This is a genomic window from Methanobrevibacter sp., from assembly GCF_045611865.1.
Classification (GTDB): Archaea; Methanobacteriota; Methanobacteria; order Methanobacteriales; family Methanobacteriaceae; genus Methanocatella.
On record NZ_JAZKXX010000076.1, the window covers coordinates 1 to 17,200 of the forward strand.

20 protein-coding genes and 1 pseudogene are annotated in these 17,200 nt (G+C 31.2%); 17 read left to right on the forward strand and 4 right to left on the reverse strand.

All coding sequences use genetic code 11. The annotated features are described in order from the left end of the window. Both ACKI32_RS09155 and ACKI32_RS09160 read left to right on the forward strand, forming a co-directional pair. On the forward strand, nucleotides 1-460 hold a 460-nt coding region (locus ACKI32_RS09155), incomplete at its 5' end, for a molybdate ABC transporter permease subunit (protein WP_407415682.1). 23 nt (nucleotides 461-483) lie between these two features. Beyond that, the gene (locus ACKI32_RS09160; RefSeq protein WP_407415684.1) at nucleotides 484-1,521 is read left to right on the forward strand and encodes a sulfate/molybdate ABC transporter ATP-binding protein; all 1,038 of its coding nucleotides are present in this window, start codon (nucleotides 484-486) and stop codon (nucleotides 1,519-1,521) included. A 2-nt stretch (nucleotides 1,522-1,523) separates the two neighbouring features. Here the strand turns inward: ACKI32_RS09160 and ACKI32_RS09165 are convergent, their stop codons facing one another. After that, nucleotides 1,524-2,057: a DNA-3-methyladenine glycosylase I gene (locus ACKI32_RS09165; RefSeq protein WP_407415686.1), complete on the reverse strand. Its 534-nt coding sequence runs from the start codon at nucleotides 2,055-2,057 to the stop codon at nucleotides 1,524-1,526. Between the two features lie 39 nt (nucleotides 2,058-2,096). On the opposite strand from ACKI32_RS09165, the gene ACKI32_RS09170 reads away from it, so the two are divergent. The 13 genes and pseudogenes from ACKI32_RS09170 to ACKI32_RS09230 all read left to right on the forward strand — a co-directional run bounded on the left by ACKI32_RS09170 (nucleotide 2,097) and on the right by ACKI32_RS09230 (nucleotide 13,067). Beyond that, a complete protein-coding gene (locus ACKI32_RS09170; protein ID WP_407415688.1) occupies nucleotides 2,097-3,155 on the forward strand; it encodes an acyltransferase in 1,059 nt (352 codons plus the stop codon). Next, nucleotides 3,156-3,443 (forward strand): hypothetical protein, encoded by a 288-nt coding sequence (locus ACKI32_RS09175; protein WP_407415690.1) that lies wholly within the window; start codon nucleotides 3,156-3,158, stop codon nucleotides 3,441-3,443. Then, nucleotides 3,437-4,573, forward strand: a complete 1,137-nt coding sequence (locus ACKI32_RS09180; protein WP_407415692.1) for an aldo/keto reductase — start codon at nucleotides 3,437-3,439, stop codon at nucleotides 4,571-4,573. The genes ACKI32_RS09175 and ACKI32_RS09180 overlap by 7 nt, the downstream gene beginning before the upstream one ends. A 78-nt stretch (nucleotides 4,574-4,651) precedes the next feature. Further along, a complete protein-coding gene (locus ACKI32_RS09185; RefSeq protein ID WP_407415694.1) occupies nucleotides 4,652-5,002 on the forward strand; it encodes a nascent polypeptide-associated complex protein in 351 nt (116 codons plus the stop codon). 5 nt (nucleotides 5,003-5,007) lie between these two features. Then, complete coding sequence (locus tag ACKI32_RS09190) at nucleotides 5,008-5,751, forward strand: metallophosphoesterase family protein (protein WP_407415696.1); 744 nt, start codon at nucleotides 5,008-5,010, stop codon at nucleotides 5,749-5,751. Between the two features lie 70 nt (nucleotides 5,752-5,821). After that, on the forward strand, nucleotides 5,822-6,847 hold the full coding sequence (locus ACKI32_RS09195; RefSeq protein WP_407415698.1) for an NYN domain-containing protein: 1,026 nt from the start codon (nucleotides 5,822-5,824) through the stop codon (nucleotides 6,845-6,847). Further along, nucleotides 6,840-8,042 (forward strand): hypothetical protein, encoded by a 1,203-nt coding sequence (locus ACKI32_RS09200; RefSeq protein ID WP_407415700.1) that lies wholly within the window; start codon nucleotides 6,840-6,842, stop codon nucleotides 8,040-8,042. The genes ACKI32_RS09195 and ACKI32_RS09200 overlap by 8 nt, the downstream gene beginning before the upstream one ends. A 21-nt stretch (nucleotides 8,043-8,063) precedes the next feature. After that, complete coding sequence (locus ACKI32_RS09205; protein WP_407415702.1) at nucleotides 8,064-8,489, forward strand: hypothetical protein; 426 nt, start codon at nucleotides 8,064-8,066, stop codon at nucleotides 8,487-8,489. 12 nt (nucleotides 8,490-8,501) lie between these two features. Further along, nucleotides 8,502-9,725, forward strand: a pseudogene (gene argJ, locus ACKI32_RS09210) (bifunctional ornithine acetyltransferase/N-acetylglutamate synthase). Nucleotides 9,726-10,037: 312 nt separating this feature from the next. After that, complete coding sequence (locus tag ACKI32_RS09215; RefSeq protein ID WP_407415704.1) at nucleotides 10,038-10,640, forward strand: class I SAM-dependent methyltransferase; 603 nt, start codon at nucleotides 10,038-10,040, stop codon at nucleotides 10,638-10,640. 115 nt (nucleotides 10,641-10,755) lie between these two features. Next, a complete protein-coding gene (locus tag ACKI32_RS09220; RefSeq protein WP_407415706.1) occupies nucleotides 10,756-11,340 on the forward strand; it encodes a class I SAM-dependent methyltransferase in 585 nt (194 codons plus the stop codon). Between the two features lie 6 nt (nucleotides 11,341-11,346). Further along, the gene (locus ACKI32_RS09225) at nucleotides 11,347-12,054 is read left to right on the forward strand and encodes a 2-C-methyl-D-erythritol 4-phosphate cytidylyltransferase (protein ID WP_407415708.1); all 708 of its coding nucleotides are present in this window, start codon (nucleotides 11,347-11,349) and stop codon (nucleotides 12,052-12,054) included. Further along, the gene (locus tag ACKI32_RS09230) at nucleotides 12,051-13,067 is read left to right on the forward strand and encodes an alcohol dehydrogenase catalytic domain-containing protein (RefSeq protein ID WP_407415710.1); all 1,017 of its coding nucleotides are present in this window, start codon (nucleotides 12,051-12,053) and stop codon (nucleotides 13,065-13,067) included. Before ACKI32_RS09225 ends, ACKI32_RS09230 begins: the two co-directional genes overlap by 4 nt. On the opposite strand, the gene ACKI32_RS09235 is transcribed toward ACKI32_RS09230, so the two are convergent. Continuing rightward, complete coding sequence (locus ACKI32_RS09235) at nucleotides 13,068-13,592, reverse strand: hypothetical protein (protein WP_407415712.1); 525 nt, start codon at nucleotides 13,590-13,592, stop codon at nucleotides 13,068-13,070. Nucleotides 13,593-13,762: 170 nt separating this feature from the next. Next, on the reverse strand, nucleotides 13,763-15,127 hold the full coding sequence (locus tag ACKI32_RS09240; protein ID WP_407415714.1) for an MATE family efflux transporter: 1,365 nt from the start codon (nucleotides 15,125-15,127) through the stop codon (nucleotides 13,763-13,765). A 43-nt stretch (nucleotides 15,128-15,170) separates the two neighbouring features. Between ACKI32_RS09240 and ACKI32_RS09245 the strand changes: the two genes are divergently transcribed. After that, nucleotides 15,171-15,497 (forward strand): hypothetical protein, encoded by a 327-nt coding sequence (locus ACKI32_RS09245; RefSeq protein WP_407415716.1) that lies wholly within the window; start codon nucleotides 15,171-15,173, stop codon nucleotides 15,495-15,497. Here the strand turns inward: ACKI32_RS09245 and ACKI32_RS09250 are convergent. Next, nucleotides 15,492-15,659 (reverse strand): hypothetical protein, encoded by a 168-nt coding sequence (locus tag ACKI32_RS09250; RefSeq protein ID WP_407415718.1) that lies wholly within the window; start codon nucleotides 15,657-15,659, stop codon nucleotides 15,492-15,494. The genes ACKI32_RS09245 and ACKI32_RS09250 overlap by 6 nt on opposite strands. 138 nt (nucleotides 15,660-15,797) lie before the next feature. Between ACKI32_RS09250 and ACKI32_RS09255 the strand changes: the two genes are divergently transcribed. After that, on the forward strand, nucleotides 15,798-17,198 hold the full coding sequence (locus ACKI32_RS09255) for a hypothetical protein (protein ID WP_407415720.1): 1,401 nt from the start codon (nucleotides 15,798-15,800) through the stop codon (nucleotides 17,196-17,198). Nucleotides 17,199-17,200 lie beyond the last annotated feature (2 nt).

Consider the following 17,200-nt stretch of genomic DNA (forward strand, 5'->3'; position numbering starts at 1 on the left):
TATAGGAAGCTTTTTTATAGACTTTTTTGCATACAAAATAGCTTTCTCATGGCCTGCAACTGTCATTGCAGCGGTTGTGATGGCTTTTCCATTGATGTACCGTTCAGCTAGAGGTGCATTTGAGCAAATTGATTCCAATCTATTGGATGCAGGACGTACATTAGGAATGTCAGAATGGAAAATCTTCTGGAAAGTCTTATTTGCAAATGCATTACCGGGAATTATCAGTGGAGGAATTCTTGCTTATGCACGGGGGTTAGGTGAATTTGGTGCTACTGCTATGCTTGCAGGAAATATTGCTGGACAAACCAGAACTCTCCCTATGGCAGTTTACTCAGAAGTGGCTGCGGGTAATATGGGAGATGCTTTTAATTATGTTATAATCATTGTTGTCATAGCGTTTATAGCTATTTTTATCATGGATTTTGTTTCTATACGTAAGGAAAAGCAATGGAAATAATTTCATGTCAGGAGGATTAGATTATGGGGAATAAATTATTAAAAGTTAATATCCACAAAAAACTTAAAGAATTTGACTTGGATGTCAATTTTGAATTGAAAAAAAAGTGTTTGGGTATTCTTGGCCCTTCTGGTTGTGGTAAAAGTATGACCTTGAAATCCATTGCAGGTATTGTGGACCCAGATAGTGGTGTTGTTAGTTTAAACACAGGTGAAGAAACTGTTTATTATGATTCTAATAAAAAAATTAATTTAAAACCTCAAAAAAGAAATGTCGGATACTTATTTCAAAATTATGCTTTATTCCCTAATATGACTGTTGAAGAAAATGTTGCTGTTGGTTTATCCAAAAATCATGATGAAAAACGCATATCTGAAATGATTAAACGTTTTCATTTGGAAGGTTTAGAAAAAAGATATCCTAGACAATTATCTGGAGGTCAACAGCAAAGAGTAGCATTGGCCCGTATATTAGCTTATGGGCCAGATGTCATATTGTTAGACGAACCGTTCAGTGCAATGGACACATTCTTAAAAGAACAGTTACGTATAGAACTTGATAATTTACTAAATGATTTTGATGGATTTTCAATTTTGGTTACTCATAATCGTGATGAAGCATTCCAGTTTTGTGATGAACTAATAATTTTGGATGAAGGTAAAATTATAGCAAAAGGGGATACGCACGAAATATTTGAAAATCCAAGAAAGGTTCAAGTTGCAAGACTTACAGGGTGTAAAAATATTTCTAAAATCGAAATTATTGATGAGTATCATCTCAAATCTTTAGATTGGGGAGTAACATTCGAAGTATCTGAAAAAATTTCACCTAATATCACTCATATGGGAATAAGAGCACACGATTTTTCTGCCGCTCAAAAGGATGATGTCAATGTGATTGATACTGCAAATTCCACATTAGTGGAAATGCCTTTTGAATGGGAAATAACATTGGCAAATGGCTTATGGTGGAAGTATGATAAACAGATTCGCGAGCATGAATTTGTGATTCCAGAGTATTTGAAGGTAGACCCTAAAAATATAATCTTATTAGAAGAGTAATTTTAGAATTTAAAGCAATCTTTTTCATGATTATCAATTATTCCAATTGATTCTAAATAGGAATAAATAATTGTTGGCCCTACAAATTTCATTCCACGCTTTTTCAAATCTTTTGAAATCTCTTTTGATAAATCAGATTCGGTTAAATATTCTGATTTAATAATATTTTCTTCTGTGAATTTCCAGATATATTTATCAAAGCTTTCGAATTCTTCTTGAATTTCAATAAATATTTTAGCGTTATTAATGGCAGCATTGATTTTACCTTTATGGCGTATAATTCCTTCATTTTCTAAAAGTTCATTTACCTTATCTTCATCATAATTAGCCACTTTTATAAAATCAAAATCATCAAAAGCCTTTTTAAAATTTTCACGCTTTTTTAAAATGGTAATCCATGAAAGACCTGCCTGAAATGATTCTAGAACAAGCATTTCAAATAACTCTTTATCGTCATGTGTTGGAACTCCCCACTCTTCATCATGATATTTTATATAGATTTCATCTTGTGTAACCCAACTACATCTTTTGTTCATGGAAATACTTATTATAATCTTAATTTAAATATATTTTCAATGAAAATAAGTCCCAAACGAATTTTATATTTGGATGAAGTACGGTCCTTGGCTATAATATTGGTCGTATTAGGCCATATCGTAAGAATGTATTCTAAAGATTTTACAAGTTGGTTAATTTGTTCGGGTATTTTTAGTTTAACTCGTATTGGTGTTCCTTTATTTTTCACTGTAAGTGGGGCGTTGCTTTTAACTAGAAAACATGTAATCATGGAATTTTTAGAAAAGAGGTTTAAAAGAGTTGTTTTACCTTTTGCATTTTGGATTATAGTGTACATGATTTTAGGAGTTATATTATGGGGTTATACATTAACACCGGATTATTGTTTGGGAATAATCTTAGGTTCTAATTATCTTGCTTCACCATTTTGGTTTATCTGGTCATTAATAGGTATTTACTTATTAATTCCAATACTGAGTAGTTTCATTCGTGAATACGGGGATTTTGCTTATAAATATCTAATCATTATTACAATTGTATTGTCATTGTTTACCACCATTGGATTTTTCCAGATTCAACAGGCAAAATATGAATTTAGAGTAATTTTTAATTTCTTCTCCGTACTGGGATACTTCATATTAGGTTCTTATATTCAAAACTCTGAATTTAGCATGAGCAAATCAAAATCTTTTTTATTTGGTGTTGTTCTATTCATTATTGGTATAATCGGTCACTTTTTACAGATTTATTATTCTGGTTTGGGTGGAACCCAGTTAAAACCAGTTGATTTCTTTAATATTTTTGTTGTAGCAGAAACTATTGGTTTATTCATTGCATTTAAATATGCGGATGTTAAAATGATTTCATCAAAGATTAAACCTATTAAGGAACAAAAATTAGGCGAAATAATAATTTTATTTAGTAGCTGTAGTTTTGGAATTTACTTTTCACATTACATATTAACAATGTATCTTTTCAAATTAGGATTTATGCAGTCATGGATTAAACATCTGTATAATTTCCCAATTTCCTCAATAATTATTATTGGATTCTGCTGGGCATTGATATGGGTTATGAGTAAAATTCCGCTATTGAAAATTGGAAGTGGGGTTAGATAATTGAATCAGGTTGTAAGGGAAAATATTGAAGTAACTGATGAAAATAAAGAGATATATGATATGCAAGTTAAAATAACCGATATTTACAATTTTATTTTAACTTATCTGGATATTTATAGTGTTCCAAACACTTTAAAAACAAATTTGATGGACATCATTGATAATGATGGTGATGTAAAACAAGACTTAAATTTAAAAGAAAAATTTATTTCTTATTCCATGAAATTTGTGATGAACTTATACAAAAAAGAGAGAGTATTTTTTAAAAATTGGGGGATATTATGGTAAATTTAGGTATGGGGATGATGAGACTCCCTATTTTGGATGAAAATGATTTTTCAAGTGTGGATTATGAACAGGTAAATGAAATGGTTGATTTATTTATGGAAAATGGTTTTAATCATTTTGACACTGCATATCCATATCATGAGGGTTTAAGTGAAGTTGCGTTTAGAAAATGTGTGGTTGAAAGATATCCGAGAGAATTATTTAAAGTAGCAGATAAACTACCCTTATTTTCAATAACAGAAGAATCACAATTGGAACCAATATTTTCCGAGCAGCTGGAAAGATGTGGTGTAGATTATTTTGATTACTACATGATGCATAATGTAAGTGGATTTTCAGAAGCGGGTTGGCTTGATGTTGATTCATTTTCATTTGCAAACAAGAAAAAAGAAGAAGGATATATTAAACATTTGGGACTTTCCACTCATGCCAATGCAGAGTTCTTAGACAATATATTAACACTCCATCCAGAAATGGAATTTGTTTTACTTCAAATTAACTATCTTGACTGGGATGACGATGCAATAGAATCTAGGAAATGTTTTGAAGTTGCAAGAAAACATAAAAAACCAATAATGGTAATGGAGGCATTTAAAGGAGGATTTTTAGCGGATGTTCCTGAGGAAGCCGAAAAAATCATGAAAGAATATAACCCTAATGCATCTATCGTATCATGGGCTTTAAGATTTGTAGCAAGTTTGGATGATATTTGCGTAATATTAACTGGTGCAAGTAGCATAGATCAAATGGAAGAGAATATTTCAGAGTTCAAAAACATCACTCCATTAAATGATGATGAATATAAAATCATTGAAGAAGTATCCAAGATAATTAACAGTAATATCACTGTGGATTGTACTAAATGCAGATATTGTGTCGACTCATGTCCTGAAGAGATTGATATTGCTAGAATATTTGATTTCTACAATAAAGAAAAATTATTGGGTGAACAGCCTTGGTCTCAATTTGGAAATGCATATGTCAACTATTCAAAGCTTCCTGGTGTTGGCCTAGCTTCAGATTGTAGTGAATGCGGAACTTGTATTGAAGAATGCCCACAGCACATCAACATACCTGAAGTTCTAAAGGATGTTGCTAAAACTTTTGAAACTGAAGGTTATGGATTTTAGATTAAATTCATAATTTAAGTTAATTTTAATAATAATTAATTATATAATTATAAATAGTTATTTTATAGAGTGTTTAAAATGATGCCTGGTATGAATAAAAAACAAATGAAACAGATGGAAAGACAAATGAAAAAAATGGGTATGAAAATGGAAGACCTTGAAGGGGTTAAAGAAGTAATTATCCGTTTTGAAGATAAAGAATTAATCATTGATAATCCTAGTGTAAGTTTAATGAATGTGATGGGTCAAGAAACCTATCAGGTTGATGGTAAAGCTCGCGAAGTAGAGCTTGAATATGAAATTGAAATTCCTGATGAAGATGTAGAAATGGTTGCCAATAGTGCAGGTGTTTCTGCAGATGAAGCAAGAGAAGCTCTTGAAGAATGTAAAGGCGATTTAGCTGAAGCTATTATGAAATTGAATCAATAGATAAAATGACTTTAATTGTACACATTTCTGATTTACATGTCAGTAAATCTGAGTTTGATGAAGAAGTTTTCATGACTGCAGTAAGTGAAATCAACAACTTAAATCCAGACATGATAATTTTAACAGGGGATATTACTAACAATGGATATTATACAGAATTTGAACAAGCAACAAGATATTTGGCAATGTTTGAAGCTCCATTGTTTGCAGTTCCAGGTAACCACGATTCAAGAAACCTAGGTTATCAGACTTTTGAAGAATTAATAGGTGAGAGAAGCTGGAAATTAACAATGGATGATAATTTCACTGTAATGGGTCTTGATAGCAGTTCTCCTGATGAAAGTAGGGGTCATATTGGAACTCCTCAGCATATGTGGTTAGAACATCAATTGGATGAATGTGTAATTAACGAAAACTTTTCCATTGTTGCCCTGCACCATCATATTGTTCCAATTCCTCAAACAGGTCGTGAACGTAACGTCTTATCGGATGCAGGTGATATTTTAAAAACATTAACAACTCATGAGGTTGATTTAATATTATCAGGACACAAGCATGTTCCAAATATATGGAAAATAAATGATACACTTATTGTTAATGCAGGATCATTATGCTCTTGTAAACTTAGAGGTAAAAATAAGAACTCTTATAATGTTTATAATATAACAGAAGATGAAATTGAGATTTTCTTGAATAATGTTGGTGGAGAAAAATTTTTATTTGGAAAATATCCAAGAAATAAACTTTAAAATATATTTATATATAATGATACAAAAATAAAAAACTGAATTAAAATTAATTAATGTTTTAGGTGATATTATGAAAGTGGTCGTAGATGCTTCTAATGTAGCACATTATGTTAAAAATGAAAATGGACAACCTCAAATGTCTAATATTCTTGCGGCTGTTAAAGCATTAGAGGAAAGTGAAGATGAATTTGTAATAATTGCCGATGCATCACTTCGTCATGATATTGATGATAAAGAAAAATTTTTAAAATTGTTGGAAAGTGAGAATGTAGAAGAAGTTCCAGCAGGTAATGATGCAGACCATTTTATTTTAGATATTGCTACAAATGAAAGAGCAAAAGTCCTATCAAATGATAAATTCAGAGATTATGCTGCTGAATTTAGAAATATTGCTTCTATGAGAATTCCATTTGTAATTGATAATGGAAGACTCACATTTGGAAAACCAAAAAAACCTAAAAGAGATAGAAATATACTTCAGCACATCTGTGATGAAATTATTAAAGAATTAAACTTTAAAAAATGGGAAATTTATAATGGAAAAGAAGGTTTAGAAGTTTCCCCATTAAATATTGCTAAACAAGCTATTATTCGTATTGATAATGAGAACAATGCAGAGTCCAAGCTAGAAAACATTTTTTCAAAAATCCCAATGTTTAATAAAATTGTAGAGATGGTTGATGATGTGGAAATAGCTGCTCCATATGTGATTTTTGTATTGGTTCACCCTAAAGATTATAAAGTTGTTGTTAAAAATGCAGGTAATATTTCTGTTACTGTAGCTGATAGGTTAGGTCTTGAGAAAAAACCTTTAATCGCTGTTCGTAATGATTTATTTACCAAACCAGGTAACTTTGAGTTAAATATTTTATTGGCTGATGAAGTTACTGAAAATGCTCCTTATAATATATTAATCCGTGTAAGTGAGCATGATGAAGTATTTATTAAGAAAAACTCCAGAAATATTGCAAGTACAATAGCTGGAAGACTGGGATCTTGGAAATTCCCTTTCGTTTCCGTAAAACCAGACATGCTTTTAGAAAAACCTGGTGATTTTGAAATAGAGCTGGAAAAAGGAGGGAATTTAGATGGTTAATGCATTAACTAAGTCATTAATCAAGACAACCACTAAATTAAATCCTATTGCTGTCGGAACAAAATTTTTTCCAACAAATTCTCTTGAAACAGAATATGTAGAGTTATTCAATTACACTCAAACTATTCTTTTTGAGATTGAGAAAGCAGAAATCACTTCAGATTCCATTCTGCAAAATCTTATTCGTGATGTAGGTATTGAAAATATTCCTAAAGACTACACTTTTCATGAATTAAAACCTGCAGAGAATAGAATTGAGGAATATGCTTTAGTAAGTAATATTGTAATGGGTAGTGATCGTTATTTTTACATTGAGCTTCCTTATCCTTCAAACATGATTAATATTTTTGAAAAGATTATTCAAAATGAAAAAGGAGAAATTGTGGAAAAAACAGCAACAGAACTTGTTGCTAGAATGTTAAGTAAAAACGATGCTATTCGTGTAGCTATTGAACTTATTGGTATTGGATTATCTGAAAATATGCAAGTAATTTCTGCTGTGGGAATGACTGGTGCAGCTTCAATTGAAAGAGCAATTCACTACACTCAAAATGTGGGAAGTTTCCCAGGTATTGCTTTTACAAAACTTGGTGGAGAATATGCATTAGTTTTTGATTCACCATTCCTTCTACAAGAATCTAAGCCAGTTGATTTGGAAAATTATTTATTCATTGATTTAATTGATTCCACTAAATTCATTGATAAAAACGGAAGAACTCAATTGGTGGAGTTAATGAACGGAATTAAAAGTTTCATTGAAACTGAATGTGGTGGTGAACTAGAAGGTTATCGTGAAGGTGGAGATGATTTTATTGCAAGATTCCCATCTAAAGATTTAGCTATTCGTGCAGGACTTGATGCTGCATGGTTCGCCCTAGATAATGGTGCTAAAATTAGAGCTGGTGTTGGAAGGAGTAGAAGGGAAGCTGGTGAAAGAGCACAACTTGTTGATAGTTTAAATTCAACTTCTCCATTGTCTTTGGTAATATTTGAATTGGCTAATGGTCTATATGCTTATAATATTCCATCTGAATTTACAAGGACATTAATCAATTTGATTGAAAATGAAAAAGCTAAACTAATTGGAGTTTTCGCATTTGTATTTATATTTGCATATTTGATGTCCATTTTAGGACTTGGAATGTTCAGTTTTGTTGCAGTTATATTGGCGTTAGTTTATGCATTTGTGGCCTAAAAAAGTTTGAAGAGAAATAACATGAGAAGAAAAAAAGACGATAAGAGGGTTTTGATTCCAGGAAACAGTCAAAAACATGCTTCCAATAGAAAAAAAAGTAGACGAATATTTGGTAGGAATCAAAACAATCGCAGTAGTCGTAATAATCGTATTAACAGAAATAATCGTTATAATGATAAACCAAAAAAGAAAAGAAGTAAACTTACTTTATTTTTAATGATTCTTGCTTTAGTTGGTTTTGTTGCGGGTGTAGGCATGGGAATTTCTTTAAGCTTTGATGATAGCAGTGATGATGGTCCTCATATAGAAAATGTAACAAAAGAAATGACTACAAACTTAAACGATACTGAGAAAATTGTTTATGATCCTGATTTTGATGCGTTAGATTATAATAGTAATCAGGATGTTGTAGAATATAATCTAACGGAAGTAGAGCCATCATATTAATTTGGTGATTTTATGGATTTTATTAGAGATTTAGATGGTGGATTTTCTGTTATTGAAAATCTTAAAGTATCTGGAGCTCGTGAAGGCAAATATGGTGTTTCAATAATAGTTTCACCCGATAGTAATGCGTCTGCAGTATTTACTTCAAATAAAGTAGTTGCCGCTCCAGTTAATTATACTAAAAAGGTTATTAAAAATGGAAAACTCTCTGCTGTTTTTGTTAATAGTGGAAATGCAAATTGTTTTACTGGCGAACAGGGTTTTAAAGACTGTGAAACATTAGCAGAACTTGTTTCTAAGGATTTAAAAATACCTAAAGATGAGATTGCAATATCTTCAACTGGTGTTATTGGGCGTCAAATGCCTATTGATATAATTTCTAAAGTGGCTTATGAGTCTTTATCTAAGTTAGGAAATAATCCTGAAAACTCTCTTGCAGCTGCAAAAGCAATCATGACAACCGATACATTTCCAAAAGAGTGTGCGGTTGAGGTAACTTTAACAACTGGTGAGAAAGTTAAGATTGCAGGTATTACAAAAGGAAGTGGTATGATTGCTCCAAATATGGGAACAATGCTTTCATTTATTGTTACTGATGCAATAATGCCTGCAAATGAGATTAATAAGGCTCTTAAACAGGCTGCAGGAATTAGTTTTAACATGATTGTTGTTGATGGGGATGAAAGTACCAATGATACATGTTTGATGATGGCTAATGGTGCATCTGGTGTTGAAGTCATGAAAGATGGAAAATTAGACTCCAATTTCCAGGAAGCCTTAGATTATTTATGTATTGACCTTGCTTAAATAATGGCTCGTGATGGTGAAGGTGCAACCAAATTCATTGAAGCTAATGTTTATGGTGCAAAAGACCTTGAAGATGCAAAGCTTGCAGCTAAATCCATCATATCATCAAGCTTATTTAAATCAGCAGTATTTGGCGGAGATCCTAATTGGGGAAGAATAGTTTCTGCAATTGGATATTCCGGTTGTGATTTAAATCCAGATATTGTTACAATAGCTATTGCTGGCGATGATGATGAGGTTGATTTAGTAAAAAATGGTGAAATTTTGGCATTTGAAGACACTCCATATCTTGAAAGGGCTGAAAAGATAATGCAAACCAAAAATGTCACTGTTAATGTTGACCTTGATTTAGGTGATGGCGAGGCTACTGCATGGGGTTGCGATTTAACATATGATTATGTTAAAATTAATGCTGAATACACCACTTAAAGAAAAGCTTTAAATATATTAAAAACATATATTTTTTTGTTATAGATTTAATTCTAATTATTTTTATTATAAATTTGAAGGAGGGGAAAATATGGCAAAAGTTAAAGGAACTAACAGAAGAACCAGACAAAAAAGAAGTTATACTAAACCTGGTAGTAAAAGAGGAAGAGGAGTAAAACAAACTTGGAAAAAATAATCCTCTTATAACTTTTTTTTATAATTTTAACTATTTTTAAAACTGTTTTACAAAATCTTTCGCATTGAAAATTATTAAATACTGTTTTTTTAAAGAATATTATCTAAGGTGATAATATGATGATGCCTCCAAATGGACATAGGGCTCATGGATTTTCTAGTGAACACTTCTTAGATTCTGATGAAATTATACACGAATTGGATTTAAATGGAAATGAAACTTTCATGGACGCTGGATGTGGTGATGGCCATATTGCAATTAAAGTTTTGGAAGATTATAATCATGAAGGATTAGTTTATGCGGTTGATGTTTATGATTCATCTATAGAAGATATGGAAACATATAAAAAAGAAAACAATGTTGAAAACTTAATAAACATTGAAGCAGACATTGCCGAAGGAATCCCGGGTGTTGGAGATGATTCAATTGATGTTGTTTTAATGGTTAATGTGTTCCATGGGTTTAAAGCATCAAGAAAAATTGATGAAGCTATTGGAGAACTTAAACGTATTATTAAAAAAGATGGCAAAATAACTATCATGGATTACAAAGCATGGGATGTTCCAAAAGGACCACCAACACCAGTCAGAAGTTCTCCTGAAGAATTAGAAGAATTTTTCAACAATCATGGTCTTAAGAAAGTTTATCTTAATGAAGAAATTGGTGAGGACATTCCTGAGGGCAAATCTCACTATTTGATAATGTTTGAAAAAGGATAATTTTTTTTATAAAAGATGGAGCTTAATGCTCCCAATATTTATTTTTTCTAATTAAAAATTATTAAATAGTATTTTTTAAAGATAATTATTATAATAAGTAAAATGGTGGTTAGAAATGGAGCATAAACATCATGGAAAATCAAGTTCAAAATTCCTTAGTTCTGATGAAATTCTAAAGGAATTTAATTTTAAAGGTAATGAGACTTTTTTAGATGCTGGTTGTGGAGATGGATATATTTCAATTAAAGCCATTGAAGAATATCTTCCGGAAGGTGAAGTTTATGCTATTGACATTTACGAGGAATCTATTGATGCTTTAAATAATTATAAAAATGAAAATAATCTTGAAAATTTGTCTACAATTGTAGCAGATTTAACTAAAGGAGTTCCTGATGTTAAAGATGGCAGTATTGATGTTATCTTGATGTTAAATGTATTTCATGGATTTAATGAGGATAATCAGAGTGATGTTATCAATGAGCTTTCACGGTTAATTAAAGATGATGGCAAAATAGCTATTATGGATTTTAAACCAATTGACATGCCTATCGGTCCACCAATGGAAATTAGGATTTCTCCAAATGAATTGGAAGAAATATTTAATAATTATAATCTTAAAAAAGTTTATTTAAATGAGGAAATTGGCGCCGAGTTTGGTGAAGATAAATCTCATTACTTAATAATGTTTGAAAAGGAGTAATTTTAAATGATTTTTGCAGCAATATTAGCGGGCGGAATTGGATCAAGAATGGGAGGAACCGACACTCCTAAACAATTTTTAACATTAGGTAATAAGCCTGTTATTATTCACACTATTGAAAAATTTGTTATAAATGAAAATATTGACAAAACTATTGTTTTAATACCTAAAAACTATATTAATCATACTAATGACTTAATTGAAGAATATATTGGTAATAATGGGGATATTATTGTTATTGAAGGTGGAGAAACCAGAAATGATACATTAATAAACAGCATAAATTATATTGATGAGAACTTTGGTATTGATGATGAGTCTATTATTCTCACACATGATTCTGTACGTCCATTTGTAACTCATAGAATTATTGAAGATAACATTAAAGCTGCAAGAAAATATGGGGCTTGCGATACAGTTATACCGGCTACTGACACAATTGTTGAAAGTATTAATGGTGAAACTATTGAAAGCATCCCTGTAAGGGATTATTATTACCAAGGCCAAACTCCACAGAGCTTCAATATAAAGAAACTTTTCAATCTAATTAATAGTTTAACAGAGGAAGAATCCAATATCCTTACAGATGCATGTAAAATCTTCACTCTTAAAGATGAGGATGTACATCTCGTGGATGGTGAAGTGACAAATATTAAGATTACATACCCATATGATTTAAAATTAGCAAATACAATACTTGAGGATAATTCATGATAAACATTGTTTATAGATTAAAGTCTCCTAAATTCTTTGAAGAGGCAATTGATGAAGTTGATTTGGATGGGGTTATTGTAAGACCTACTCATCTTTCAATTTGTCAAGCAGATCAAAGGTATTATCAAGGATCAAGACCTGCTGAAGTACTGGAAGAAAAACTGCCTATGGCATTAATTCATGAAGCAATTGGTGAGGTGGTATTTGATAGTGAAGGTAATTTCAAAGCTGGAGATAAAGTTGTAATGATTCCAAATACTCCTTTGGAAAGTGATGTCTGCAGGGCTAATTATTCTTATCATTCCAAGTTTCGAGGAAGTGGTTTTGATGGATTTACTTCTGATTTAATCAAATTAACTTCTGATAGGGTTTTAAGGATACCTGATGATTTCAATCTTAATGTGTCTGCTTTTATTGAGTTAATAAGTGTAGCTTATCAAGGCATTAGCAAGTTTGGCGAAATTGCCATTACTCCTAAAGACCGACTTGGTGTTTGGGGAGACGGAAACCTAGGTTTTATCACATCTTTGCTTTTAAAGGAGAAGTTTCCAGACTCTGAAATAGTTATCTTCGGGAAACATCAGGAAAATTTAAATCTATTTACTTTTGCTGATGAAATTTATCAAATTCATAATGTTCCTAATGAAGTAGTCGTTGACCATGCTTTTGAATGTGTTGGATCTAGCGCTTCACAATCTGCTATTGAGCAAATTATTGATTTAATTAATCCGCAAGGAACAATCAATTTGTTTGGAGTAAGTGAGTATCCAATACCTGTAAACACACGTATGGTTTTAGAAAAAGGATTGACCATTCAAGGAAATAGCCGCTCTGAAAGAGAAGATTTTGTTGGAGTTGTTGAAACTCTCAAACAAAACCCGGTCCTTTTTGAATATTTGGAGAAACTCATAACCAATATTTGTGAAATAAAATCTATCGACGACTTAAAAGAAGCCTTTGATAAAGATTACATTTCCAAATTTGGAAAAACTATTTTAATATGGGATAAATAGTTAATGGAATCGATTAAGAATTCTAAAAGATTCCAATCTATAATGGTTAATTTTTTCTTTATCACATATCATTGGAATCATTAACAATGCATGTATGTCATCTTTGTCTAATAGTTCATGGTCTGCTATTTTTCTTTTGATTACATTTAAAATGATTTCTGCAGGATCACTATCGTCTCTTGCCAATCTTATAGTAAATGTGGCTTCAGACAGGATTTCAAACTCTTTTACAAAAACGTTAGCAGTTTTTGCACATAAAATGTAGATGTAAACCTGTTCTTTTACTATTTCATAGAGTTTTTCTGCAATTTCAACATATCTTACTAGTTCTTCTTCGTGAAAATCGCTTATTTGAACATCAAAGTAAATGTATTCTCCATCATCTGTTTGGAAAATTTCACTTTCACTAAAAAGTTCATCATCTAGTTTAAGCCTAACTTCTTCCGGAGGATATTTAAGCTTTCGTGGGTCATTAAATGACTGGCTTATGAGTTTATTTTTTGTTTCTAATTCTGTTTGTTTCATGATTTAACCTTTTTTAATTTTAATTTGCATTGTTTATTTTTAATTTTAAGGTTTATAAATTAGTAAGTTTTATTTTAAAGCAATTTAACAAGGTTAAATCAATTTTGTTGAATTAATAGATTATTTTTCCATATGATAACACTGTTATATATGTGGTAAAAAAATTTGGGTTAATTCCCAAATATTTTTCTAAGCCTTTTGATTTCATATCTTGCAAAGATGTAGTTTAATACACTGGCTATTGCTCTTCCAATACATAAACCTAACCAAATACCAACTAATCCGAAATTAAATATGAATACTAGAATATAAATCAATGGCACTACAAATATTATCTCTCTTAAAATGGTAAACATCAAACTGTAGATTCCCCTTCCAATACCCTGATAAAAGAAGCTTGAAGGTATGCCGATACCTGTTAAAATTAATGTTGGACAGGCCACCTGTAAATATAGGGCAATTCCAGGAACCAGGCCTGCAGTTTCGGGAGTATATGCAAATATTGTTGCAAGAGGAGTTGCAAAAATTACCAGGATTAATGTAATGACAGTTCCTAAAGCCAAACCAAATTTGGAACCATATTTATGGGCTCTTGAGAGATAATCTCCATTTCTAGCACCAAAAGCACTTCCGGATACTGCAATTACTGCTGATCCAATTGCTGTTAATGGCATTATTGCAAATAAGTATAGTCTCTGACCTGATGTGAATGTTGCAATACCATAATCTCCACCAACCATTGAGATTACTATTAGATATATTGACATTGCAATTGCCATAATTAACATGTCAAGAGAAGATGGAATTCCTACTTTTAAAATGTCTCTTGTCAATTTGGAGTCAAATTTAAATTCTTTTAGGCTAACATTAACATATGTGTCTTTTTTAATTAAAATCCAGTATAACATTACTGCAGCTGCAATTGCTGAACTTACAATTGTTGCAAGAGATGCTCCAGCAGAACCAAAGCCTAATGTGTAGATAAATATTGGATCTAGAGTTGCATTTAAAATAACGGTTACAATGACAACATACATTGCTCTTTTCATATCTCCTTCCCCACGAAGGATTCCGCTACAACCGTTTGAAAACATAAATGCAATCAAACCTAAAAATAAAGGAGTTCCATAAGCTATTCCTTCTTTTAAAGTTTGACCTGTAGCCCCATAACTTGCAAGTAAAGGTTCTTGAATTATTAAAAAGATAATAGTTAAAATCACGGAAGCTATTAAAAAGATAAACAATGCGTGTGTTGCAGATTCATTGGCCATTTCATGATTTTTCGCTCCAATAAACCTTGCAATACTGCTTGTTGCACCATTTCCAAGTCCCACGCTCGCTCCATTCAATACCATGAATATTGGTGTTACAAATCCAATTCCTGCAATGGCAGTCGGTCCAAGTCCAGCTACCCAAATTCCGTCAACGATATTGTACAATGCAGTTAATATCATTGAAATCATGATTGGGATAGCTAATTTCTTAACTGCCTTTTCAGGTTCTCCTCTCATTAACTCCACATTTTCATTAGCCATATTTAAATATTGATTTTAATCATATTTATTGTTAGGTGAAAGGATGGATTATGAAGCTATCATTAGTGAAAAATTTCCAAAATGTGATGTTGAAGTCATCAAACCAGATGTTTTTGAAATAGAACAGTTGGTAGAATACATTACTGATGATATTGTTGTTTACAATCCCCATTCAGTAATTGTCAGCAGGCATTTCATCCGTTTTTTAGTAAATGTGGGTCATAGGGGAAAAATCTATTATTTGGAAGGTTTTTCAGATGATGATTTAAAGATTGTCCATGCGGGGCTTTTGAAATTCACGTGGAAAAGCGATACTAAAATTAATTTGTTTAAAAATGCAGACCCTGATAAGGATATTTTGGGGTTATAGCTGGAAAAACTCATCACAATATTCGCAATAGTAGTTATAATAACTTTTACAATAATTTCCTATGATGACCTCACCATTTATTGATTCAATTGCAAGTTCATCATCGGAATCATCGTGAAATACTCTTTTTAATTGTTTCATGCATTTTGGACAAGTTTTCATATAATCTAATTTTATTAACTATTAATTTTAAATATTATTGTAGGTGTAATTATGTTAATTAATTATTACTATGAAGTCAACATTAAAAAAAACTTAAATATTATAGCACCTAATACATAATAATTAGGTGAAACCATCATGACATATAACGTAAGAGAGGATATTTATTATACCAACTTCATATCTTCAAAAAATTTTAGTACAGCAACAGAAGCCAATTATTACAAAACATTAACAAAACTATCACAGGCAATTGACTTATCATTGCAAGAGATTATACTTACCTGCAAAGACCAACAAGGTAAAGTAATTGAAAAAATTATCAATCGAGGTACTGATGAGCAGGGAAATATAATAACTGAAAAAATGATAATGGAATTTGATGTCAATAGCCCAGATTCCATAATAAAACAATATTTTAACAAATACATCGCATACTGTGAAAATAAAGATAACTCCATAAACACTATAGTTCAAGATTTAGGATTTATCAAAACATTCCTAAAATTTTACTCAATAACTTATCCTGAAATAAAAATAGATAAAAAACAACCGAAATGGACGCCATTAACAAAAAGTGATATTAAGTTTGTCATGGATGATTCAACAATATTGCATCAAGGTCTTATAAGTTTAATTAAAGATTGTGGTGCTAGATTAAGTGATGTTGTAGGTTTCACAATTGAGGACCTTATGGAATGGACTTCAGAATATCATAATTTCGTTGATGTAAATGACTTTATTGACAATGCTCCTCAAGATATGATAGGAGTAATTAAATTTTATCCACATAAGACAATAAGATTCAATTTATTATGTATTACATGTATAGGTCCTGGGACTACAAACCTTATTCTGCAAAACTTAAGAAAAATAAAAAATGAATACTTACCATACATTAACAAAAAGGAAGGTTTAAACCTTGAAATGTCTAAAAAAGATGCATTATTCGGAAATAAAAACAAACATTACAAAGGACATCTGTTAGTTCAATCAATTTCAAATGTGTTCAACAGGAAAAACAAAAAACTAAGGAAACATCATTTGAAGTTAATTGATGAAAAAATAAAGAATGGTGAATTATCTGAAGAAGATAAGGCTAAGGCAATTGAAGATATCCCGAAATTTCATGCTCATGGATTAAGAAAATTTTTCCAAAGTACTATTGCTAAAAACTGTGGTAACTTACGGATATGTACTCTGATGGAAGGCCATACTAGTCCTGTTAAGACAGATCCATCGTATATTAAAATTGAAGCTGAAGAGGTAAAAGAAGTTTACATGGCAGCTTTGCCAGATTTGAGTCTTGAAAATATTGAAACAAAAACATATACTTCAAAGGCAAGACGTGAGATGGAAGCTCAAATCACTGATTTGAAAAAACAAAATAAAGAATTAGAATCTAAAGTCCAAGATAAGGAAGATGCTATGGGTAATATGGAAGAACGTTTGTCAAATGTTGAAAAAATATTTAATGGTGTAGATAACTTAAGTGATGATGAGATACTTAGTTTATTTGCAAGAAAAAAAGGAGGCTGAAC